Below are 21355 nucleotides of genomic sequence, written 5' to 3'. Positions count from 1 at the left end.
GTCAAATCCCCCATTATTTCTGGTATTGCTGCTCAAACACCTGCTGCTGACGACGTCTTTCTTCCATGCAATAAGCAAATTCTTGCGTTGAGCGTGGGCGTTTACATTTAGCTAAAGGCTGATAAAAATCTAACCAGTCTTGTTGTTTTTTGCCACTAAACGCGCCCTTGATCACCACTTCATTGGTATAACTGGTCAAAGGCTTTGCTTGAGGGTCATGATAAACACGCGGAGTGTTTGGCTGGCTTTTTTTATGGCTCACTTTTCTTTTTGACTTAGGCTTCAATTTCCCTTGCTTACATTGCCACCATTGATCACGCGCTTTCTGCTCTCGACTGGCCAGTGTTCGAGCTTGCTTATTGCTATGACCTTGCCGTTGTAATGCTTGCACTTGTCTAAATTTGTTTAAATATGACTGACATTGCTGTTTTGTCCAGCCCATGTTTGGCAACATAAATAAAAACAATGCGATAAATCCAAAACTTTTGCCCATGTTCATCCCTTATTCATCCTTGAATCACACAAGTGTAGTGTAGATTTTGAACGTTGAGTGAAAAAACATCATTTATTTCTATACTAATATTATCAACAATTGAAGAACAAGGATGTTCCCATGAAAGCACTTTTCCCGTGGTCAGTTTTACTTATACTGCTTTGTATTAAATGCACCAACGCCACAGAACCGCCGCTACAACACGGTATCACCGCCACCGATGAAATCGATATCAGAGATTATTGGGTCAGTGAAAAACTTGATGGTATTCGAGGCTACTGGGATGGTAAACAGTTATATACTAGGCAAGGAAATCGTATTCACGCACCACTGAGTTTTACAAAACATTGGCCTAACGTGCCATTAGATGGAGAACTTTGGAGTCAACGAGGTCAATTTGAGTATATCTCTTCTTGCGTGAGACAAAAAATCCCCAAAAACTCTTGCTGGCAAAAAATACGTTTTATGGTGTTTGACTTACCTGCTCACCCTCAACACTTTAGTGCGCGCATTCACGCAATGGGTCAATTGCTCAATACCACAGACTCTCCCTATCTTAGTATGGTCAAACAATTCCGTATTCCGACTAAAGCAAAACTTTATCGACAGCTTAACCAGGTTGTCACTGCGGGTGGAGAAGGGTTAATGCTCCATAAGCAAGATGCATACTATCAATCAGGACGCAATCAGGCATTATTAAAGCTCAAGCCCTACCAAGACAGTGAAGCCACTGTTATTGCCCACACAGAAGGTAAAGGCAAATATCAAGGCATGCTAGGCGCGTTAGTGGTAAGAACGTCTGACGGTATAAAATTTAAAATAGGTACCGGATTTTCAGATAAAGAAAGAGCAAATCCTCCCGCTATCGGCAGCGTTATTACCTTCAAATATATTGGTAAAACAAAACGAGATGTGCCAAGATTTGCCAGTTTTCTGCGTGTTCGACATTCAGCCAAAAAGTAGAGTAAAGCGATGGAATTTCATTTATGGTTATCGTTGGCATTTATTTGTGTCATGGGAGCGTTATCACCAGGACCAAGCTTAGCGGTAGTAGTTAAAAACACCTTGTTTGGCGGCGCTAGGCAAGGCTATGCAACCGCCATTAGTCATGGGGCTGGTGTAGCTTTATATGCCGCTTTTACAGCAGTAGGCATTGGTGTGATCATAGTGCAATCACCTATGTTATTTACTATCATCCAATACGCTGGTGCCGCATTTTTGCTTTATCTAGGCGTCAAAGCCTTGATGAGTAAACAACAATCTGTTGAGCTCGACCACTGTGAGCAAGATGATACAGAACAATCAAGTCAGCAAAAAAATGCCATTAATGGTTGGCGCGATGGTTTTTTAATTGCGTTTCTCAACCCCAAACTGGCGATTTTTTTTCTGGCATTATTTAGCCAATTTGTCGACCAACAAGCCTCTATGGAAAAGAAAGTGATCATGGTTTCTACGGTTGGGATCATTGATGCCGTCTGGTACTTAATCGTGGCATTTTTATTTTCTCGAGGTCCAATACTGGAGAAGCTGAAACGTAACAGCCATATTATCGACAGAATTACAGGCAGCTTTTTAATTTTACTTGCCGCGCGTGTCGTCCTAAATTAGCGCTTTCATATTATCTATCGGCTGTTAACGTTTAACAGCCGAACGAAGTCAAAGTTCACCCCAAGTATTTGAACAATAATACTTTTAACCCTTTGCCTGCTTTGGCTTCTTTAAACACATCAGGGTTAGCGATTTTTCCTTGGTAAATGCAATTAGGGCATTCCCTAGCAACTTCTTCCAATAAAAAATCTTCTGTTAAATCAGGGGAGTTCAAGCACAGCATCAATTGAGCCTCAGGCTTCATAAGTTGTGGAATACGGCGAATAATTTTTTGATAATCACGTTCAATATTGACACTGCCTTTTTGAAAAGACGGGGGATCACACACTAAAATATCGTAAGGTCCATATTTTTTTAATCGTCCATACGACTTAAAAATATCCACTCCTTCGAATTTTACTTTTGCTAAATTTTGCTGATTAAGTTTGTGATTCTCTCGCCCTTTTGCTAACGAAGCTTTCGCCATATCAATATTAACAACTTGCTTAGCTCCGCCTGCAAGTGCCGCTACCGAAAACGCACAAGTATAAGCAAACAGGTTTAAGATATTTTTACCTTCACTATGCTGACGAAGCCATTGCCGCCCATTGGCCATATCCAAAAATAGCCCACTGTTTTGTGCCTTGCCTAATTGAATATTAAATTTAAGTTGTTGCTCGCTAGCAACTAGGTTAACTATCTGCTCACCAAATACCACTTCGATTGGTGCATACTTTTGATAGCGATGCTGTACTTGAATGGAGCGACAATGTGCAAACAAATGTTTAAGTTGCTCGACCTGCTCATTTAGCCACACCTGCTCAACTTCTTGATAGAGGGTGATCAACAATACAGGCTCAAACCAATCAACATTGATATGAGCTAAACCAGGATAGGCATGACCTCGGCCATGAAACACTCGCTGACACTCACCCAGATCAGCCGTTAATAAGTGTTGTTTAATGTGATCTATCATAATGACTCAAGAAAAAGAAAAGCCGCATAATATCAAATTATGCGGCCTTACAACTAGAAAAACGAAGTTAGCTAGAAGCCAAATAAGTTAATAGCAAAAAACTTAGAGGCAACAGTGTTAATGAAAATAAAGAACACAATCACAGGCACAAAGGTCCCTAGTGAAAAATCAACGTATTTTTCAACCCAACTTCCGACATAGCCTTCATTACCTATTGAGAGTTCTTTACTTAACTGTTTTTTCCAGCGATAGCTAACAAAAATACAAAGTAAGAAGCCATTCAGTGGTAAAATGGTGTCATAGAATACATCCACGATTACATCAAAAAACGGCTTATTCTGTCCGGCATAACTTGTAAAGTTAGTGAAAAAATCCACCATACCGTAAGAGACTAATGCAAAAACCGTTAAAATACCGGCAGTGGACACTAAGGTCATTAACGCTTTCTTACGGCTCTGGCATTTCTCTGTTACTAAATAAGAAACCGGTACTTCAATAATAGAAACCAAGGAGGTAATCGCGGCAAAAAATACCAGTAAGAAGAAGCACACTGCAATCGCGCTCGCCCCAAAGTAACCTAGTGATGCTTGTAATGCTAAAAATATTTTCGGTAGAAAAGTAAAAATCAGCGCGACACCACTGTCACTTAATTTATTAGGATTAATGTTAGGGTCAAAAGAAAATATCGCCGGTAAAATCATCAAACCCGCAGTAAATGCTACGGCGGTATCGGTAATAGCAACAAATTTAGCAGAGCTGACAATATCTGTTTTATTATCTATGTACGAACCATAGGTGATTAAAATCCCCATCCCTAATGAGAGTGAGAAAAATGCTTGCGACAATGCACCATTAATCACCGAAGGGGTTAACTTTGCAACATCAGGAATAATAAAGAATTTCACACCAGCCATGGCATTATCTAAGGTTAAAACATAAATGACTAATGCGATCAGCATCACAAACAGGGTCGGCATTAACACTTTCGCCGCTTTTTCAATCCCGTCTTTCACGCCAGCCACTAAAATAAAATACACAATGGAAGCAACAGCGATTAAACCACCAAATAAGTACTTATCATGAACAAAACTGCCAAAATAGTCACTGTTAGCGAGTAAGTCGAGATCCCCCATGGCAATCAACACGATATAACCGAAAATCCATACCGTGATCACCATATAAAACACCGCAATCATAAATGGCGTAAGCACGCCTAAAAAGCCAGCGGCGCCCCATAATTTACTACCACCACTTAATGATTTATATGCGCCTACGGGTTCTTTCTGCGTTTTTCGACCCACCCCCATTTCAGCAATCATTACAGGTAAACAGATAAAAAATACAAACAGTGCATACATAAGTAAGAATGCACCACCACCGTTTTTCGCGGCATTTACAGGAAAACCGACCAGGTTACCAATACCAACCGCTGAACCAGCGGCAGCTAAAATAAACCCGATACGGGAGCTAAAATGTTCTCTAGAAGCTGTCATAAATGTCCTTCATTATAATATTTATAGGGCATGTTATTATTGTTTTACCCTAAATTTTATATAAACAAAAGTTAGGGCTGATCTCTTTTGATGCTTGATGCTATCAAGGTTTAAAGCGAAAGTCTTGCATTACCCTTCACGTTTACGTAAACGAACGATATAAAACCATGTCATTATGATTTCGATTTGATAAAAACCAATGTAAAACCAAGAAATTATCGTGATTGACGAGTGAAAAACTGCCCGCCCATAATATGCAAAATATTTTCGGCTTCTTCAGCGGCAAAATCAGCGGCAGCATTCAAATCATCGGTTGAAATACCCAAACTACGGCATAATGATTCGTCAACGGTATCATCATAGGTAAATTCATCGGGGTGTGAATCAACTAACGCTAAACGCGTGGCCAAATATAATACCTTAACATCCTTGTTAATTTGGATGGTTTGCGCCTCGTTGTAATGCCGAATAGGTAAAATCACCTTTTCAGGAATTTGCCAAATCTTTAATAATTCAGCAGAAACATCGGTATAAGTAAAGCCAAGATGCTGACGCTGAACATCCCAAGGTAGGCAATCGGCAGAATATTTCTCACATGCACTGGCAATATCTGGAGATATTTTAGCCACGATTAATTCGCCAAAATTTTGCAACAAACCTGCAACAAATAAACGTTCAATATCACGGATCCCCGCTTTAACGGCTAAATTTTTTGTGGTTAAGCCACAAAAAACACTCATTCGCCAGAACCGTTTTAAATCGATGGCCTGATTTGAGAAGTGCTTAAACGCAGTGGCCGCAACATCCACCAACATCATGTTATAAATCGCTTGGGTGCCAATAATCGTAATGGCTCGGGAGATGGTGCTAATTTCACCAGGAAAGCTGTAGATAGCACTGTTGGCTATTTGCAGTAAACGTGAGGTCATCGATGGGTCAATGCTGATCACATTGGCAAAATCTTCAATGGTCGAGCTATCATCTTCAATTAACGACTTTACTTTAAAACAAGCGTCTGGCAATGCGAAAGAACCATTCGCTTGTAGTGCATATTCATGAGCATTCATGGGTAAATGTCCTAAAAAATCCTTTCACTGAGTGTAACGCTTTGGCATTTCAATGAAAACAAAAAAGCGTGACATTTTATATCACGCTTTTGGTATTTACTTATTCGCACAGCCTAAGGTTACTGAGCAAAAGTTTTACCGAAGAAATCCCCTTTATTCCAGGTTGGACGTTGCTCACCATTCGCAATTTCTAAACCTATCATCATGTTGACTTCAGCAAAGCTTGCAGCCGCATCCCAACGGATCGGTAAATCAAGCTGATCACTATGTTGATGATAATGATTCTTCAAAAAGTCACCAAACATTTTGCCACCATCAATGTCAGGATCTTTTGATTTAAAGCCTGTCATTAAAAATACCGACGGAATACCAGCTTTAACAAAGTTATAATGATCACTACGAGTAAACAATGCTTGTTCAGGCATTGGATCTGGACTCAAGCTGATATCGATTTTCTGTGCTGCAGTTTCAACAATTTGGCCTAAGCTAGAATGAGTAGAACCAAAGGCGATCACGTCAGCAAAAGGATATAAAATTAACGGCATGTCTAAGTTAACGTTAGCCACCATTTGCATCGAAGGAACCGTTGGATTATTGGCAAAGTAACCTGAGCCTAACAAGCCTTTTTCTTCACCAGTGACCACAACAAATAATATTGAACGCTTTGGTGCTACAGGTTTTGATGCTAATAATCGAGCCGTTTCTAATAAGATAGAAACACCTGACGCATTATCTAAAGCGCCATTATTAATATTATCTTCTGCTTCACCTTCTTGATGATCTTCACCGTGGCTACTTACACCAATATGATCTAAATGAGCACTAAAGACTACGTATTCATTTTTTAGCTGAGGATCGCTACCTTCTAACGTTGCGATCACATTCGGGCTCGTAATTTCTTCATGGCGAGATTTGCTTGCCATAGTCACAACAGCATTTAAGTTAAAGCCTTTAACTGGTTTATTCTCGCTATCTTGAGTAAACACATCCGCTAAACTATGCTCGGCACCAGCAAATAATGGTTCTGCTTTTTCACCATTTAGATAAGCCCCGCCTTTGATTTCTGGATGTTTACCAAAAGGTTGACCATCTTTATCTAACCAACTCATACGAGGTGCGCTGGCATATTTAGCTGACTTTTCAAAGGTACGCACTTTATCGCGTTTTGGGGTATGAATGGTGATAAAACCAACAGCACCACGTTCGGCAGCATGACGAATTTTTTCACTACCAGAGCCAATATGCGCTCCTTCTTCTGACGGTAAATCATCAGGACGGCCTGTTAAGGTAACAACAATCTTACCTTCAACATCTAGTCCCGCATAGTCGTCATAATCAAATTCAGGTGATACCACACCATAACCAACAAATACGGTCTCGGCTTTAACAAAAGATTCTGTTTCTAATGCCGAACCTGACATAATAAAGTCTTGTTTGAATGCAAGTTCGACTTGTTCAGCACCATTTTCAATAGTCATTTTAGCGCTGTCATCTTGCAAATAAGTCCGTCGAAAAGTGACTATTTGCTCAAAACCTTCGTGCTCTCCTTGAGGTGTTAAGCCTAACTGTTTAAAGTTAGATTTAACGTAATTAGCCGCAATTTGATAGCCTTCACTGCCCGTGTCGCGCCCTTTCAAGGTATCATCAGCTAAAAACTCAACGTGAGCTTTGATACGCTCGGCATTGACTTGTTCTGGTTTTGCTGTCTGGACATCATCACTTTTAGCAACTTCTTGTCCACAACCGGTTAACACAGCAAGTGATAATAAACTTGCCGAAGTTAATAATTTAAATTTCATGAAATTCTCTTTAGATATTATTTTGATTAGGTAACATTACACGATGACCTCACTATATCGAGAGCCAACGAAAATTTCCAGTGAGCCTATCGTAGATAACCTGCTGCTAATCGTGATTTTTCAATGTTGTCCTAACAAACAGGAAATATCCTACTCTAGAGATAAGATGAAACGATTTTGTCGATCAAGCCCGCTTGTTTTAATTCAGTAATCGCCTGATTGATCCGAGGCACAACTTCCGCTAACTCTTTGCGAAAGCGAAAATGTAAATAACCATCAGAATGAATAGCGCCAACTACAATAGGTACGTCGAGTATTTTTGACCAATATTTTGCTGTTACTTCACCACAAATCGCATATTTGATCCTGCCATGCTTTAACGCACGAATTAAATTTTTTTCTGATGAAAAATCTACTCGCGTAAATAGGTCATCATCATGATAATAATATCCGTGCACAGTGCCAATTCGAATATCCGATGACTGCTTCATTTTTTCAGGCAATGTTTCAATGTCACTGTCCTTAAGCGCAATAAAGTATTCCTTTATTGGCATAATGGGTACACTAAAAATAAACGTTTCTAACGGGGTAGTGGCGGGCAACCACTCAGGGTTAATAAAATCAAAATCAATTTCACCACTTGCTAACGCTAAATTGGTTCGCGCAGCAGGTAATGCCACTTCCTGCCCCTCAATATCAGCACGCTGTAATACCAAAGGGATCAACTCAGGCAAAATACCTTGGCGCTGTTCTGATTTAATATAATAAGGAAACCAAGAATTTGAACCAGATGGTTCATATTTCAAACGTAGCGTTTCAGTATCGCTTACTTGCGTTTTATTTGCACTCCATGCCAAGTTACTGCAATTTACGCTTACTACTACCATAAGTAAAAAAAGCTTTCGCATAACAACAATATACTCGATATAAAATTTAGCACGGCTATCTTTAGCATAGCTAAAAATTCATACTTCTAACAAGCAAATTATCGTTTTGCTGTCATTAAGGGGTTATCTCAGCCGTTTATAGTGATATGTCACCCAAATCTTTCGGTAACGTTAACAATACTTCAACCCCTGATGTATGTTGTCGATTGCTAATAGCTATTTGTCCTTGATGGTTAAACATGATTTGTCGACAAAGCGCTAGACCAATACCGCTGCCTGAAGTTTTGGTACTATAAAATGGCACAAAGACGTTATCAAGATTAGCAATACCGCAACCTTGATCTCTTAAAGTTAACCTTATTTGGCTGTCAGTGACATCAACAAAAGTTTCCAGTACAGCTTGCGGCTGAGCACTCATCGCTTCAACGGCATTTTTGAAAACATTAATCAACACTTGTTCGAACTGACTTTTATCAACCTTAATGTCGATATCGCATGTGTCAGCAATGCAAGTATCTAAGTCAGGAAACAGGCCAGCAGTGCTTGTTAATAATTGTGCTAAATTAACCACTGACATATTCGGTTTGGGTAAATGTGACAAGCGGCTATAACTGGCAATAAAAGTAGTTAATGATAATGCTCGTTCATTAATAATATTAACGCCTTCAAGCAATGATTGATGTTCTGGCGTCTTTTGCTTAGCAAGTTTACTTTGCATTGCCTGACTAATCGCGGCAATAGGCGCTAAGGAATTATTCATTTCATGACTTAACACACGCAACAGACTTTGCCAGGCTTTTCGCTCTTGCTCCATCAACAGCTGCTCCGCATTACTGATAAAATACAGTTGATGTTGCTCTCCACCACTTAAGAAAGGCTCTTTCACCAAAAAGTACTCACCAACTAACGGTGCCTGCTTAAAACTGACAATACCGGGGTTGGCGTTCATAATAGCCGCACCAAGTGCGTTAGCCGGCAAACTTATTTTTTCTTCGCTATCAATCCCATCAAACAGGTATTTTTTTGCGGATGCATTCGCCATCACTACTTGCCCTTCAGCGTCCGTTGCCAGCACAAATGCATGCATCTGTGCTAAGATCCGCTCCAGTAATAATCTTGACTCTTTGGCTTCAAACTTATGTTTGGCTAAGGTATCAGATAATCGGTTTATTAGGTTAAGTAACTCTTGAAAGGCTTGATTTGTTTGCAAACGACCACGTAATGAATAGTCACCATCAATCATAGATTCAATGAGGTTTGATAAGGTTCTGATTTGAAAATCTGCATTTTGTTTTATCGCCAATAAGGCATAACCAGCGATCAATAGATAAACGATAGTAATAAAGGCGATCAGGTAATATGAGACTTGCGCGACAACTAACGAAACAATGCAAATAATCAGACTTGGGATGATTATCACTAACATCAGCTTTTGCTCAACGTTGAACAGCTTCAGCCAAGCAAAATGATTGAGCTTACGCTCTAGTAAATTAATCCAAGCCATATTTCGTCAATCGTCGATAGTAACCACTACGACTCAAGCCTAATGATTTCGCTGTTTCAGTGGCATTACCCTGATGATACTCCAGCCGTTTAAGTAACGCCTTTTTCTCAATTTCACTCATGGTCAATTGCGGATCATCTAATGAATCTTCAGACGGAGTGCTATCAGTTAAGGCGATATCATTCGCTGTTATCTCTGCCTTTTTACTGGTAAAGAGCAATCGTTCCATTAAATGACTTAACTCACGAATATTACCCGGCCAAGCATATTGTTGTAGTTTAATGATCGCCTGTTGTGACAGAGCAGGACAAGCTCTGTGATACTTTGCGCTGAATAACCGTAAAAAGTGCTCAGCCAACAACGGGATATCATCAATACGTTCGGACAGCGATGGTACCCTAACTTCCACTGTATTCAGACGATAATAGAGATCTTGACGAAATTGATTATTAGCAATTTGTTCAAGCAGATCACTATTAGTTGCAGAAATAACCCTGACATCGGCAGTTTTCGCCTTGCTACTGCCCACGGTTTCATATTTCTTTTCTTCTAATACTCTTAATAACTTTGCTTGTTGAGCTAACGGGATATTAGCAAGTTCATCTAAAAACAAGGTGCCTTGTTCTGCCATCTCAAAACGACCGATGCGGTTTTCTTTCGCGTCAGTAAATGCCCCTTTAACATGACCAAACATTTCACTTTCAAACAAAGATTCGGGGATTGCTCCCATATTGACGGGGACAAATGAATGCTTGGCACGACAAGAAACACTATGAACATATGCAGCTAGCATACTTTTACCTGTGCCATTATCACCTGTCAGTAAAATACTCATATCACTTTGCGCTAACTCATCTAAGGTTGATAATAAAGTTTGCATCTTAGGTGATTGCGCAATAATGGCGTTTTTATCGGCTAATGTTGACTGCCCTGTCAATAACTTATTTTGTTGCGTTAAGCGCTCAGCCACCTGATAAGATTGCGCCAATGCCAACTGAGTATTGATGGCACTAATTAATCGTTCGTTGTGCCACGGTTTTTGCACAAAGTCTCTAGCACCGGCTTGCATCGCTTCTACCGCAATATCAATGGTCGCCCAACCAGTCATCACAATAACCGGGACATTAATATCTCGCTCTTTTATCGCAGCAAGTAACTGTAAGCCTTCAGCGCCCGAGGTAGTATCTTGCTGAAAATTCATATCCAGCAAGATCAAATCGACTTGTTGCTGCTGTAAATTCTCCAACACCGCCTGCGGCGTGGTCATCGCGAGAATATCAAAGCCTTGCTCAGCCAAGACATACTTTAGACTAGCAATAATATTGATATCATCATCAGCAATTAAAATAGTTTTATTCACAAATAGTCATTTTTCCTAATAAATCGCTCTCACTGTATTAAAAAACCTTTATAGTAACAAGCAATTAACAAAAATGAGCATCAAGATACATTGATGCTCTGTTATCTGAACTCAGTTATTCATACCTCAAAGCGGTACTCGGTTCCATTTTTACCGCACGTTTAGTCGGCAAATAAACAGCAGCCATCACCACCACAGATAAACCAAGCACCACAAAAAAAGCTTGAATAAAATACATATGCACCGGAAACAATGCTTCTGTCAGGCTATGAAAACCAAAAGAAAGCAAAGCAAATATCACTAATGCACCGCCTAACCCTATCAGCAATTGCTTAGCCCCTTGCTTTAAAAACAATTGAATAATATGTTTATCACTAGCGCCTACAGCACGGCGTATACCAATTTCATGAGTACGTTGTGCCACCGTGTTTGCCGTTAGTCCATATATGCCCACCATGGCAAGCAGCAATGCAAAAAAACCTGTGCCAAATGTCAAATTTGACAATAACACCATAGATTCACGCATTTTGTTTCGATTATATAAAGCAGGTTGCACCCCATAAGTTAACTCAATATGTCGATCCGCTTGAAACATCGCCTGATAAAATATTTCTTCTGCGTTTGGCGTACTTGGCAACACCCGATACATAAACACTTGATAGTCACTGACAAACTGATAACCAGAGATGTAAATTTCATCGGCACTTGCTAAGTCACCAAACAAGGTAGAAGAGTTAAGTCGATTAGTCACCACGCCAACAACAAACACTTTTTGTTCTTTATCGTCAATATTCATGGTAAAGCTTTGCTCTAATGGCGATTGTCCAGGCCAATAACGGTTCGCCATGGACTGGCTGATCATGACATTAATTCGAGCGCCTTGCTTATCTCGGTGTGTCAGTTGCCGACCTGCGACTAAATTCACTCCCACGGTTGCGGTATCACCAATCACGCCTATGGTATCAATGTTAGGTTTTTCTGCTGCAGAGGCATAATCAACGCCATCAATGGTTACAGTCAACGCCCTACGCGAATAGTTAGATAGCACATTAACAACACTTGGATGTTGCTCAACCCCTTGTTTAATTTGCTCTAACAGCGCTAATTGCTGTTCAGGCTCTGGGTATTTTTCCGTAGGTATACTAAAGCGAGCACTCATCACCTGCTGATAATCATCTCCTGTCTCTAAATTAATAATATTATGAGCAATAAAGCCTGAAATAGCGCCAATTAACATTAAAATAGCCACGAGAAATATCTGGGTAGTCACCAAAATTTTAGCCACTTTGCCTGATTTTTTGCTTTGTGCACCCCGAGTGCCATCGCGTAAGGTGCTATTAATATCTTGGTGTGCAGAGCGCCATGCTGGCAGAAATCCTGACAACAAAATAGTGACTAACGTAAACACCACGCCGACAATAACAGTTTCAGCATCCATACCGTAGTGCCACCAAAACGATCCACCAGAAGGCAACCAAGATTGTAAAACAATTTCAATATAATCAAGCGCCGCCCCCACTAGCAACAGTGATAACACACCACCAACTAGGGTAATAATAATTCCTTCCCACATAAGTTGGCTCACTAATCGTGCAGTGGTAGCGCCCAGAGCGGCACGAATAGCCGTTTCTTTTTGACGTTCTACCGAGCGAGCCAGCAATAAGTTACCCACATTAATACAGGCCAATAATAAAATGATCCAAGCAATACCATTAAGAAAAGCAAATGCCATTTCACCATCACCGCCCGTTTGTGCCATTTGGAAAGTCAGCAATTGCACACCTTTTTCAACCGCAGGTAGATCATATAACTGCACATTTTGTTGGTAAACTTGATTCACTGCTTGGCTTAACTCTAGCTCAGCGCCTTTTTCACTAACACCAGCACGCACTCGGGCATAAGCAAACACATATGGGCTTTCATTAGCAGCAAAATCAAATACGTTGTCAGATAAAGGTAACCAAATTTGTGCGGTATTAGGAAAACGATAACCTTTTGGCATCACTCCAATGACGTCGGTATTAACACCGTTCAACATCATGGTTTTTGATAGCACGTCTTCACTACGCTGAAATTCACTTTGCCAAAGCTCTTCTGAAATCATCGCTACCGCGGCCGCACCTTTTTCCGTGTCGGCTGGTGCAATGGTCCGCCCAATAATGGGCTCCACTCGACTAAACTCAATTGCTCCTGCACGGACAAAACTAGCAGAGACATTTTTACCTGCGCCATTTTTAGAAACGCGAACCGTGCTGTTTTGATAGACACCAAATTCAGCAAACTGAGTGAGATCATCTTTAACGTCTTGGTACTCATTGGCTCGCAATAAGCGGTATTTTCCCTCTATGTACACGCCGACAGCGCGAACCGAATCACCTTCTGGTAAGGGTAATTCTTTATAAACCGTGGTATATAAAAAAGAGAAGGTAAACAGACTGATTGACAGGCCACCAATAAGTACACCCAAGGTCATAGCGGTAAATTTAGGCGCTTTAAATAATAAGCGCAGCGCGTATTTTATATCAATTAACGTAGCCATCACGTTACCCCAATGCCAATTCAGCCGTTGCTTGATATTTATCATCACCGTGTTGGTTGTGATGATCTTTTATCAGTTGCCCATCGAACATTTCCAAACAACGACTGGCTCGTTTAGCCGACATAGGATCATGAGTCACCATACAGATCGTCGCCCCTTCCTGATGAAGTTGATCAAACAACTGTAAGACTGATTCGGCATTTTTAGAATCCAGATTACCCGTAGGTTCATCCGCTAGAATAATGGCGGGATTATTAACTAAGGCGCGAGCAACCGCGACACGTTGCTGTTGTCCGCCCGACAGCTGCGAAGGGTAATGATTTCTGCGATGCCCCATTTCGACCTTAGCCAGTACTTCATTGACTTTTTCAGCTATAACCGCTTGAGACTTATCGCTGTGATAAGTTAACGGCAACATCACATTTTCTTCAACGGTTAGATCAGAAATTAAATTAAACGATTGAAACACAAAGCCTATTTTTTTACTTCTAATACTCGCTCGTTGATCTCGGCTTAATGACGAAACATCACTATTGGCTAAGTGATAACTTCCGGTTGTAGGCACATCCAATAAACCTAACAAAGAAAGTAACGTTGATTTACCACAGCCCGATTGACCACTTAACGACAAATACTCGCCTTGATTAATGGTCAAATTGATGTTGTGTAACGCCCGTGTTTCGATTTCTTCTGTTAAAAATGATTTGCTAATATTTTGCAATTTTATAATTTCTGTCATTTTCTCTTCCTGTTGTGATTCTTTATCGATAGTGCGTAAAAACACATTAATTGATCATAATTTCTTGATGTTCTTGCCAGTCAGAGGTGTCTGAAATAATGATTTCATCGCCTAAGGTTAAACCGGATACGATTTGAATTTTATTGACTGAACTTTGACCTAATGTGACTTGGGTTTTGCTAGCAAACTGTTTGTCTTTACTGAGTTTGAATAAGCCTATATTGCTGTAACGGGGTGCATACATGGGTCTTTTAACATAGAGGGCATCTTCAATATTACTAATAGCAATAAAACCATCGACCGCCAGCTCTGGTCGAGCTTCTGGCGGCAACTGACTGGTTAGTTTCACATCCACTTCCACCATGCCTGCTTTAACGGCGGGATCAATACGTGATACTTCTCCTTGTAACTCACTGGTGCGCGTATCAATAGTGACAGGTTGACCGATGATAATATCTCGCACCCGCACTTCCTGTACTTGTAGCTTGGCATACAACACCTGTTGATCAGCCACTAATGCCACACTATCACCTATGTGGGCACGCTCACCTAGCTCTAGTGATACTTGTTGCACAACCCCAGAAGTAGAGGCTCTCACTTGTAGCGCCGCCACTTGCTCCTGCATCCGTTGCACATTATTCTCAACTAAACCTAAGCGTGCCTTTTGGGCTAATTGAGTAGCGGCCATATTGGTTTTCATCTTTGCCACTTTCTGCTGCTGCGCTAACCAATATTGCTGTTGTTGTTCAACTGCCAACTGACTTTTTTGATAATCCAACGCAGATACTGTGGCATTACCTTGCTCAATCAGTGCAGTTTCAGCATCAAGTTTTAATTTAGCCGATTGATAGTTAAATTTAGCCGCAATCACTGCGTTTTCTAAATCAACTAACTGAGACTCTAACGCCACATACGCCGCATTACTTTCGGCCTTATTAGCGGCTAATTCCCAACGGGCTTTTTCTAATTCTCGGTGCAATTCAGGATTAGACAGTTGCATCAATACTTGACCTTGTTCAACATATGCACCTGCTTTAACATGCACCTGCTCAACTTTTCCCGCCACTTGTGAAGACACCCAACGAATATTTAATGGTTTTAATACGCCGGTTGCTTTGACATTTACGCGAAATGTCCCTTGTTCAACTTGTGCAGTTAACACATCCTTTTTTTCAATAATATAGGAAGCATTACCAAAAGCATTTTTCAGTAAATACACAGCAACTAATAAAATAATGACCGGAAAAACATACCAGTATTTTTTCCAGACAGGTTGTGTTGCAACTTCTCTTGCTATATCCATAATTCTGTTGACCACTCTTAATTCAGTAACTAGGGCGTGTTGATCTTTGCTGTTTAATTTTTGTTCGAGATAAAAGCGTTTTAAACGCGGCGTGAGCAATGACGCTTAGTCATCTAAGCAAATCTCCTCACAACAAAGAGTAAAACGCTTTTAACCGAACCTTTCAGGCAGCGTTTGTTGTCATTTCTACTATGTTGCCCCACATGGATGTGGGGTAAGGTGATTTTGCAGGAGCACAAAATCTTTAGTGCTTTATCATGTGGAACAACCACACATCAAAAGCACTGCCTTGTATAAATTTCCAACAAACTACTGCAAAAACAAACTTGAAAGTTCAACACGCCCTAGATAAATACAAGCATTATGCCAAACAGAGTTTTTTTTATATTGTTGATATAAAAAGGAAAAATTAAAAATAACAAAATAGTGAATTCTTCACTGTTTCACTATCGACACAGTGTGGCATTTAAATTGTTGCAACTTCGGCACAGATACCACTATGATTAATAAGGTAGCGCTTTGATAAACGATGATTACCAGCAAAATGAAACAGCTTGTTCTTTTATTTGTGATGACTTTTACATGCCATGCACAGGCATTTTCCATAGAAGCGCACAATCAAGCCATATTGGCAAAAAAATCCGCGAACGATATCGTTTTTGGCAGCACCAACAATGTCAATTCAATCTTATTTAAGCAAGCAAACCTTATTTTAACGCACGCGTTCAAACAGCTTGGATACAGTTTCACCTTAGTGCACCTGCCCAATAAACGGAGTATGGTTTGGGCAAACGTAAATAAAATAGACGGCGTTGCTTTTCGAATACAATCATTAACCAGTATTTACCCTAACTTAATTAAGGTGGAGGAAGAATTATTTGACATCAAGCAGTATGCCTTCAGCACGAAAAATATCAAAATCAATGGTTGGCAAAGCATTCAGCCCTATCGGATTGCATACGAAAGAGGCACTGTTTTTATTGAAAATCAAAAAGAGCAACTCGAACAACTTATTCCAGTTAACTCGACAGAACAAGCATTTCACATGACGTTTAGAGACAGAGCAGATATGACCATCACTGGTCAAAGCACTGGGCAAGCGGTATTAGCCAGAAATAGCGCCTTATTTAAAGGAGCGGTCAAACAACAATATCCTGCCATAACATCATTGAAACTCTTTAGTTATATGCATAATTATCATCAAGAATTAGCAAACCAATTAGCTACGCAGTTAAAAGCAATGAAAAAAAGTGGTAAGTTTGAACAATTATTACAGGCGATCTGACTGGCCTCTCACCTCGATGCGTCGAGTAAAATTTCAATCAATTAAGGACAAGCATGCAAACCTTTATTCTGTTATTTCGCGGTATTAATGTTGGCGGTAACAATAAATTACCGATGAAAGAACTAAAAGCGTTATTAAGTGAACTAGGCTATCAACAAGTACAAAGTTATATTCAAAGCGGTAATGTTGTACTCAAGGCAACAAGTGTCGATATTGACTTAATTGGGCAACGCATCGCGCAGCAATTTGGCTTTACGCCTAAAATTATGCCGTTAACCACTGATGCACTGTCGCAAAGCATCACTAATAATCCCTATTCAAGCTTTGCCGGTAATACAGTACAATTTTACTTCTGCCAACAAACACCTAGCTTCAATGAGGACAAAGCGACTGATCTTGCTACCAACGGTGAAGAATTTTTATTAGTAGATAAGGTATTATACCTACATGCTCCCAACGGCATTGGTCGCTCAAAATTAGCCGCTAAATTGGAAGACTATCTTGGCGTTAGCACAACGGTAAGAAACTTAAATACCGTCGAAAAACTAAAGGCATTAACTGATACAGCTTAAATAAAAACCATCTTACTTTGATAGCAAGATGGTTTTATGTCCTCAAGGGCGTATTGGCCTAAAGAATTGTTTGAGTTAATTGGCTAGCGTTAAATAAGCAATTTGATATGCTGCTAGCTTGATTTCTGACGTTTCACCTTGGAAGTGAATATCGGGTGCAGTAAAACCATGTCCTGTTAACACTTGAACATCTGTTGCATTTATCTCATAACTAATCGGTTGTTCGCTAAAGTTAGCAATAACTAACAAGCGTTGATCTTGGTATTGACGCGTAAATACCAGCTTTTCATCATCACTTGCGACAAAGTTAATATCGCCATACTGTAAACTTGGCTGTGTCTTACGCCACTGCATAAACATGCGATAAGCACTTAGCACTGAGTTGTTGTCTTGTTCCTGCACAGCAACCGCTTTTGCTTTATGTTGCTCACTCACGGGTAACCACGAATGTTCACCGTTAGAAAAGCCACCATGCATTTCATCACGTTGCCATGGCATTGGGGTACGACAACCATCACGTCCTTTAAAGGTAGGCCAGAAGGTAATACCGTATGGATCTTGTAAGTCTTCAAAAGCAATATCCGCTTCCTCTAACCCCAGCTCTTCCCCTTGGTAACTACAAACACTGCCGCGTAATGAAGCAAGTAAAGCGTTAAACATTTTACTTTGTTGATCTCTGGTTTGTGCTGAAGCCCAACGAGAAGCAACACGAGTCACATCATGATTGCCAATTGCCCAACAAGGCCAACCATCCGCCAATTTGCCTTCTAATGCTTCCACAGTTTGACGAATATATTGAGGGCTACCATCTGGCGTTAATAATTCAAAGCTATACGCCATATGTAAGCGCTTATCCCCTTGGGTGTATTCAGCCATGGTCTGTAATGAATCTTCAGACGATATTTCACCTAAGGTAACCACGCCTGGATATTGATCCATCAAAGCGCGGATCTCTTCCATAAAAGCAATATTTTCTGGCTGAGTATTATTGTAATAGTGATACTGAAATGCGTAAGGATTGTCTTCACTGAACCCTCGACCTTGGCGATCTTCAGGCGCTTTAGCTGGGTTATCACGTAATTGTTTATCATGAAAACAAAAATTAATCGCATCTAAACGGAAGCCATCCACCCCTTTATCTAACCAGAACTTGACATTATCAAGCACAGCCTTGCGCACTTGTGGGTTGTGAAAGTTTAAATCAGGCTGAGAAGTTAAGAAATTATGTAAATAATATTGCTGGCGACGCGGTTCCCACTGCCATGCACAACCACCAAAAATAGATAACCAATTGTTCGGCGGTGTGCCATCTTCATTGGCATCGGCCCATACATACCAATCCGCTTTATCATTGGTTTTATCTTCTCTACTTTCAATAAACCAAGGATGCTGATCTGAGGTATGACTTAACACTTGATCAATAATCACTTTTAAATTGAGTGTTTTTGCATTTTCCATCAATGAATCGAAATCATCTATATTGCCAAACATAGGATCGATTTCACGGTAACCACTGATATCATAGCCAAAGTCTTTCATCGGCGATTTGAAAAATGGTGAAATCCAAATGGCGTCAACGCCTAAGCTTTTCACATAAGGCAACTTAGTGATAATGCCAGCAAGATCACCAATACCATCGTTATTGGCATCCATGAAACTGCGAGGATAAATCTGATAAATAACGGCGCCACGCCACCAAGGTTGAATTTCCATACTAGTCCAATTCATATCTATGAGTGTTGCCAGTAAAAATTCACACCTTTACCGACTAACAAATAATTGTGTCACACTAACTAATGACGCTAGTAAGCATAAGTAGCCCCCTGATATAGTGCAATGGCACTGCATACGTATGCATGGCAAAATAGAGCCGAAAAGCTTATGCATACGTATGTAATTTTTATACTTGTTAATTTGATATTTGTACTATCAAGAGAACTAAAATTTACTGATAATTTGTTTATGATCTCACTTGCACGCATCACACAATTACATCGCACCACTATTAACGGCTTATTGTTGTTAACTACATTAGCAATAACCCTTGGCTGCAAGCAGCAAAGCAGTTCACAAGCTGACGTTTCTTCTACTGTTAAGTCTGTGATAGCAAGTGAATTAGCCCCCTATCAGCAACGACCAATTGAAGATGAAGTATTCTATTTTGTCTTACCGGATCGCTTCAGTAACGGTGATAGCAAAAACGATCTAGGGGCAATCGACATTCCTATTTCTTATGGCGGTTTTGACCCAAGCAATGAAATGGCGTTTCACGGTGGTGATTTAACGGGGTTAACCAACAAACTACCCTATCTTGAGCAACTGGGTATCACCAGTATTTGGCTAACACCTATTTTGAGAAACCAAGCGGTTCAAGGAAATATTTCAGGTTATCACGGCTATTGGGTGTTAGATTTCACCGAAATTGATCCCCACATCGGCAGCAATGACGATCTTAAGCAATTAATTACTCAAGCACATCAAAGAAACATCAAAATATTTTTTGATATCATCACGAACCACACTGCTGATGTGATCAAATACAAAGAATGTCATGGGGAAGATGGCTCTGGTTGGTCAGAAAGTGGTGAACCCTGCCCTTATATTTCATTAGCCGAAAAAGCCCAAGGCAAACACTATCAAACCGTGATCCAAGCGGGTAACGAAGCACTAAAATCACCCTCTTGGCTTAATGACCCTGTGCATTATCACAACCAAGGTGATTCCACTTTTGAAGGGGAAAATTCACTTAATGGCGACTTTTTTGGCTTAGATGATATCAATACTGAATCACCGACTGTCGTCAACGGCATGATTGATATTTATAAACACATCATTTCGGAGTTTAAACCCGATGGCTTTCGCATTGACACAGTAAAGCACGTTAATATTGAGTTTTGGCAACAATTTGCCCCCGCATTACAACAGCACGCTGAACAACAAGGCATTAATAACTTCTTTATGTTTGGTGAAGTATATAGCTTTGATCCAATCGAGCTCAGTAAATTCACTACTGAAGGTAAGTTGCCTTCAGTACTCGATTTTGGCTTACAGTCTGCCCTTTATCAAACCCTGATAGAAGCAAAACCCAGCCAAGTATTTGAGCAACTGTTTGCCCAAGACGCTTTATATCAAAACGCCAATCAACTGCTCAATTTTACAGGGAATCACGACATGGGGCGCTTTGCTTACTTACTCAGCAAGCAAAAGCAGTTTTCCAGCCAAGAAATAGCCCAACGTTTCAAACTGGCCAGTGCGATCACTTTCTATGTGCGTGGTGTACCTGTGATTTATTATGGAGACGAACAAGGTTTTATTGGCAATGCTAATAATCATAATGCTCGCCAAGATATGATGCCATCAAAAGTCGTTAACCATAACCAACAAGCCTTGTTACTTAGCAATGGTAGTACGGCTGATGACAACTTTAATCAACAGCACCCCTTGTATCAATATTTCGCAAAGTTAGCGAGTACTTACCATCAACATCCAACTCTCAAACATGGTAAACAAACATTAGTTTATAGCAGTGAGCAATCGGGCTTATTAGTGATTAACAAAAAAGATGAGCACGGCGACTATCTCATCGCCTTCAATACCTCAACAAGCACACAATCAGCGACACTTGAACTTGATGGTCACTATCAATTAATCACTCAATCTGCTCAGTCGCCCTCAGAACATTCACAATTAACGGCAAATGGTCAGCTACAACTTGCGGGTTTATCGTTTGCTATTTATCGCCACTAGTCTT

17 protein-coding genes are annotated in these 21355 nt (G+C 40.3%); 5 read left to right on the top strand and 12 right to left on the bottom strand.

The features are described from left to right. Positions 1–13: 13 nt before the first annotated feature. Positions 14–493 (bottom strand): hypothetical protein, encoded by a 480-nt coding sequence (locus IV514_RS02625; RefSeq protein WP_206483346.1) that lies wholly within the window; start codon positions 491–493, stop codon positions 14–16. 120 nt (positions 494–613) lie between these two features. Between IV514_RS02625 and IV514_RS02620 the strand changes: the two genes are divergently transcribed. Together IV514_RS02620 and IV514_RS02615 are read left to right on the top strand one after the other, a co-directional pair. Continuing rightward, positions 614–1456, top strand: a complete 843-nt coding sequence (locus IV514_RS02620; RefSeq protein ID WP_206483345.1) for a DNA ligase — start codon at positions 614–616, stop codon at positions 1454–1456. A gap of 9 nt (positions 1457–1465) precedes the next feature. Next, a complete protein-coding gene (locus tag IV514_RS02615) occupies positions 1466–2101 on the top strand; it encodes a LysE family translocator (RefSeq protein ID WP_206483344.1) in 636 nt (211 codons plus the stop codon). A gap of 55 nt (positions 2102–2156) precedes the next feature. Here the strand turns inward: IV514_RS02615 and IV514_RS02610 are convergent, their stop codons facing one another. From IV514_RS02610 to IV514_RS02565, 10 genes are all read right to left on the bottom strand, one after another. Then, on the bottom strand, positions 2157–3056 hold the full coding sequence (locus IV514_RS02610) for a class I SAM-dependent methyltransferase (protein WP_206483343.1): 900 nt from the start codon (positions 3054–3056) through the stop codon (positions 2157–2159). Positions 3057–3127: 71 nt separating this feature from the next. After that, positions 3128–4549 carry a sodium-dependent transporter gene (locus IV514_RS02605; RefSeq protein WP_206483342.1) on the bottom strand — a complete coding sequence of 474 codons (1422 nt, stop codon included), beginning with the start codon at positions 4547–4549 and terminating at the stop codon, positions 3128–3130. Positions 4550–4764: 215 nt separating this feature from the next. Then, positions 4765–5616, bottom strand: a complete 852-nt coding sequence (locus IV514_RS02600; protein ID WP_206483341.1) for an HDOD domain-containing protein — start codon at positions 5614–5616, stop codon at positions 4765–4767. Positions 5617–5735: 119 nt separating this feature from the next. Beyond that, positions 5736–7415: a M28 family metallopeptidase gene (locus tag IV514_RS02595; RefSeq protein WP_206483340.1), complete on the bottom strand. Its 1680-nt coding sequence runs from the start codon at positions 7413–7415 to the stop codon at positions 5736–5738. 155 nt (positions 7416–7570) lie between these two features. Next, the gene (locus IV514_RS02590; protein ID WP_206483339.1) at positions 7571–8302 is read right to left on the bottom strand and encodes a transporter substrate-binding domain-containing protein; all 732 of its coding nucleotides are present in this window, start codon (positions 8300–8302) and stop codon (positions 7571–7573) included. Positions 8303–8438: 136 nt separating this feature from the next. Further along, a complete protein-coding gene (locus IV514_RS02585) occupies positions 8439–9806 on the bottom strand; it encodes an ATP-binding protein (RefSeq protein WP_206483338.1) in 1368 nt (455 codons plus the stop codon). After that, complete coding sequence (locus IV514_RS02580; RefSeq protein ID WP_206483337.1) at positions 9793–11166, bottom strand: sigma-54 dependent transcriptional regulator; 1374 nt, start codon at positions 11164–11166, stop codon at positions 9793–9795. Before IV514_RS02580 ends, IV514_RS02585 begins: the two co-directional genes overlap by 14 nt. 115 nt (positions 11167–11281) lie before the next feature. Then, positions 11282–13705, bottom strand: a complete 2424-nt coding sequence (locus IV514_RS02575) for an FtsX-like permease family protein (protein WP_206483336.1) — start codon at positions 13703–13705, stop codon at positions 11282–11284. A 4-nt stretch (positions 13706–13709) separates the two neighbouring features. After that, positions 13710–14444 carry an ABC transporter ATP-binding protein gene (locus IV514_RS02570; RefSeq protein WP_206483335.1) on the bottom strand — a complete coding sequence of 245 codons (735 nt, stop codon included), beginning with the start codon at positions 14442–14444 and terminating at the stop codon, positions 13710–13712. A 46-nt stretch (positions 14445–14490) separates the two neighbouring features. After that, positions 14491–15747: an HlyD family efflux transporter periplasmic adaptor subunit gene (locus IV514_RS02565; RefSeq protein WP_206483334.1), complete on the bottom strand. Its 1257-nt coding sequence runs from the start codon at positions 15745–15747 to the stop codon at positions 14491–14493. A gap of 544 nt (positions 15748–16291) precedes the next feature. Between IV514_RS02565 and IV514_RS02560 the strand changes: the two genes are divergently transcribed. Together IV514_RS02560 and IV514_RS02555 are read left to right on the top strand one after the other, a co-directional pair. Next, positions 16292–17032 carry a transporter substrate-binding domain-containing protein gene (locus IV514_RS02560; RefSeq protein WP_206483333.1) on the top strand — a complete coding sequence of 247 codons (741 nt, stop codon included), beginning with the start codon at positions 16292–16294 and terminating at the stop codon, positions 17030–17032. Between the two features lie 53 nt (positions 17033–17085). After that, on the top strand, positions 17086–17604 hold the full coding sequence (locus tag IV514_RS02555; RefSeq protein ID WP_206483332.1) for a DUF1697 domain-containing protein: 519 nt from the start codon (positions 17086–17088) through the stop codon (positions 17602–17604). A 75-nt stretch (positions 17605–17679) separates the two neighbouring features. On the opposite strand, the gene IV514_RS02550 is transcribed toward IV514_RS02555, so the two are convergent. Then, complete coding sequence (locus IV514_RS02550; RefSeq protein ID WP_206483999.1) at positions 17680–19317, bottom strand: alpha-glucosidase family protein; 1638 nt, start codon at positions 19315–19317, stop codon at positions 17680–17682. A gap of 249 nt (positions 19318–19566) precedes the next feature. Between IV514_RS02550 and IV514_RS02545 the strand changes: the two genes are divergently transcribed. After that, positions 19567–21351 (top strand): alpha-amylase family glycosyl hydrolase, encoded by a 1785-nt coding sequence (locus IV514_RS02545; RefSeq protein ID WP_206483331.1) that lies wholly within the window; start codon positions 19567–19569, stop codon positions 21349–21351. Positions 21352–21355 lie beyond the last annotated feature (4 nt).

Origin of the sequence: Thalassotalea sp. G2M2-11 (genome assembly GCF_017168195.1) — a bacterium.
Lineage (GTDB): Bacteria > Pseudomonadota > Gammaproteobacteria > Enterobacterales > Alteromonadaceae > Thalassotalea_E.
The sequence above is the reverse complement of the archived record's forward strand: the minus strand, read 5'-3'. Positions and strand labels throughout refer to the sequence as shown.

Excerpts from the sequence above, each read along its gene's own strand:
- IV514_RS02625 (WP_206483346.1), bottom strand. The coding sequence starts at position 493 with ATGGGCAAAAGTTTTGGATTTATCGCATTGTTTTTATTTATGTTGCCA.
- IV514_RS02620 (WP_206483345.1), top strand. The coding sequence starts at position 614 with ATGAAAGCACTTTTCCCGTGGTCAGTTTTACTTATACTGCTTTGTATT.
- IV514_RS02615 (WP_206483344.1), top strand. The coding sequence starts at position 1,466 with ATGGAATTTCATTTATGGTTATCGTTGGCATTTATTTGTGTCATGGGA.
- IV514_RS02610 (WP_206483343.1), bottom strand. The coding sequence starts at position 3,056 with ATGATAGATCACATTAAACAACACTTATTAACGGCTGATCTGGGTGAG.
- IV514_RS02605 (WP_206483342.1), bottom strand. The coding sequence starts at position 4,549 with ATGACAGCTTCTAGAGAACATTTTAGCTCCCGTATCGGGTTTATTTTA.
- IV514_RS02600 (WP_206483341.1), bottom strand. The coding sequence starts at position 5,616 with ATGAATGCTCATGAATATGCACTACAAGCGAATGGTTCTTTCGCATTG.
- IV514_RS02595 (WP_206483340.1), bottom strand. The coding sequence starts at position 7,415 with ATGAAATTTAAATTATTAACTTCGGCAAGTTTATTATCACTTGCTGTG.
- IV514_RS02590 (WP_206483339.1), bottom strand. The coding sequence starts at position 8,302 with ATGGTAGTAGTAAGCGTAAATTGCAGTAACTTGGCATGGAGTGCAAAT.
- IV514_RS02585 (WP_206483338.1), bottom strand. The coding sequence starts at position 9,806 with ATGGCTTGGATTAATTTACTAGAGCGTAAGCTCAATCATTTTGCTTGG.
- IV514_RS02575 (WP_206483336.1), bottom strand. The coding sequence starts at position 13,705 with ATGGCTACGTTAATTGATATAAAATACGCGCTGCGCTTATTATTTAAA.
- IV514_RS02570 (WP_206483335.1), bottom strand. The coding sequence starts at position 14,444 with ATGACAGAAATTATAAAATTGCAAAATATTAGCAAATCATTTTTAACA.
- IV514_RS02565 (WP_206483334.1), bottom strand. The coding sequence starts at position 15,747 with ATGGATATAGCAAGAGAAGTTGCAACACAACCTGTCTGGAAAAAATAC.
- IV514_RS02560 (WP_206483333.1), top strand. The coding sequence starts at position 16,292 with ATGAAACAGCTTGTTCTTTTATTTGTGATGACTTTTACATGCCATGCA.
- IV514_RS02555 (WP_206483332.1), top strand. The coding sequence starts at position 17,086 with ATGCAAACCTTTATTCTGTTATTTCGCGGTATTAATGTTGGCGGTAAC.
- IV514_RS02550 (WP_206483999.1), bottom strand. The coding sequence starts at position 19,317 with ATGGAAATTCAACCTTGGTGGCGTGGCGCCGTTATTTATCAGATTTAT.
- IV514_RS02545 (WP_206483331.1), top strand. The coding sequence starts at position 19,567 with ATGATCTCACTTGCACGCATCACACAATTACATCGCACCACTATTAAC.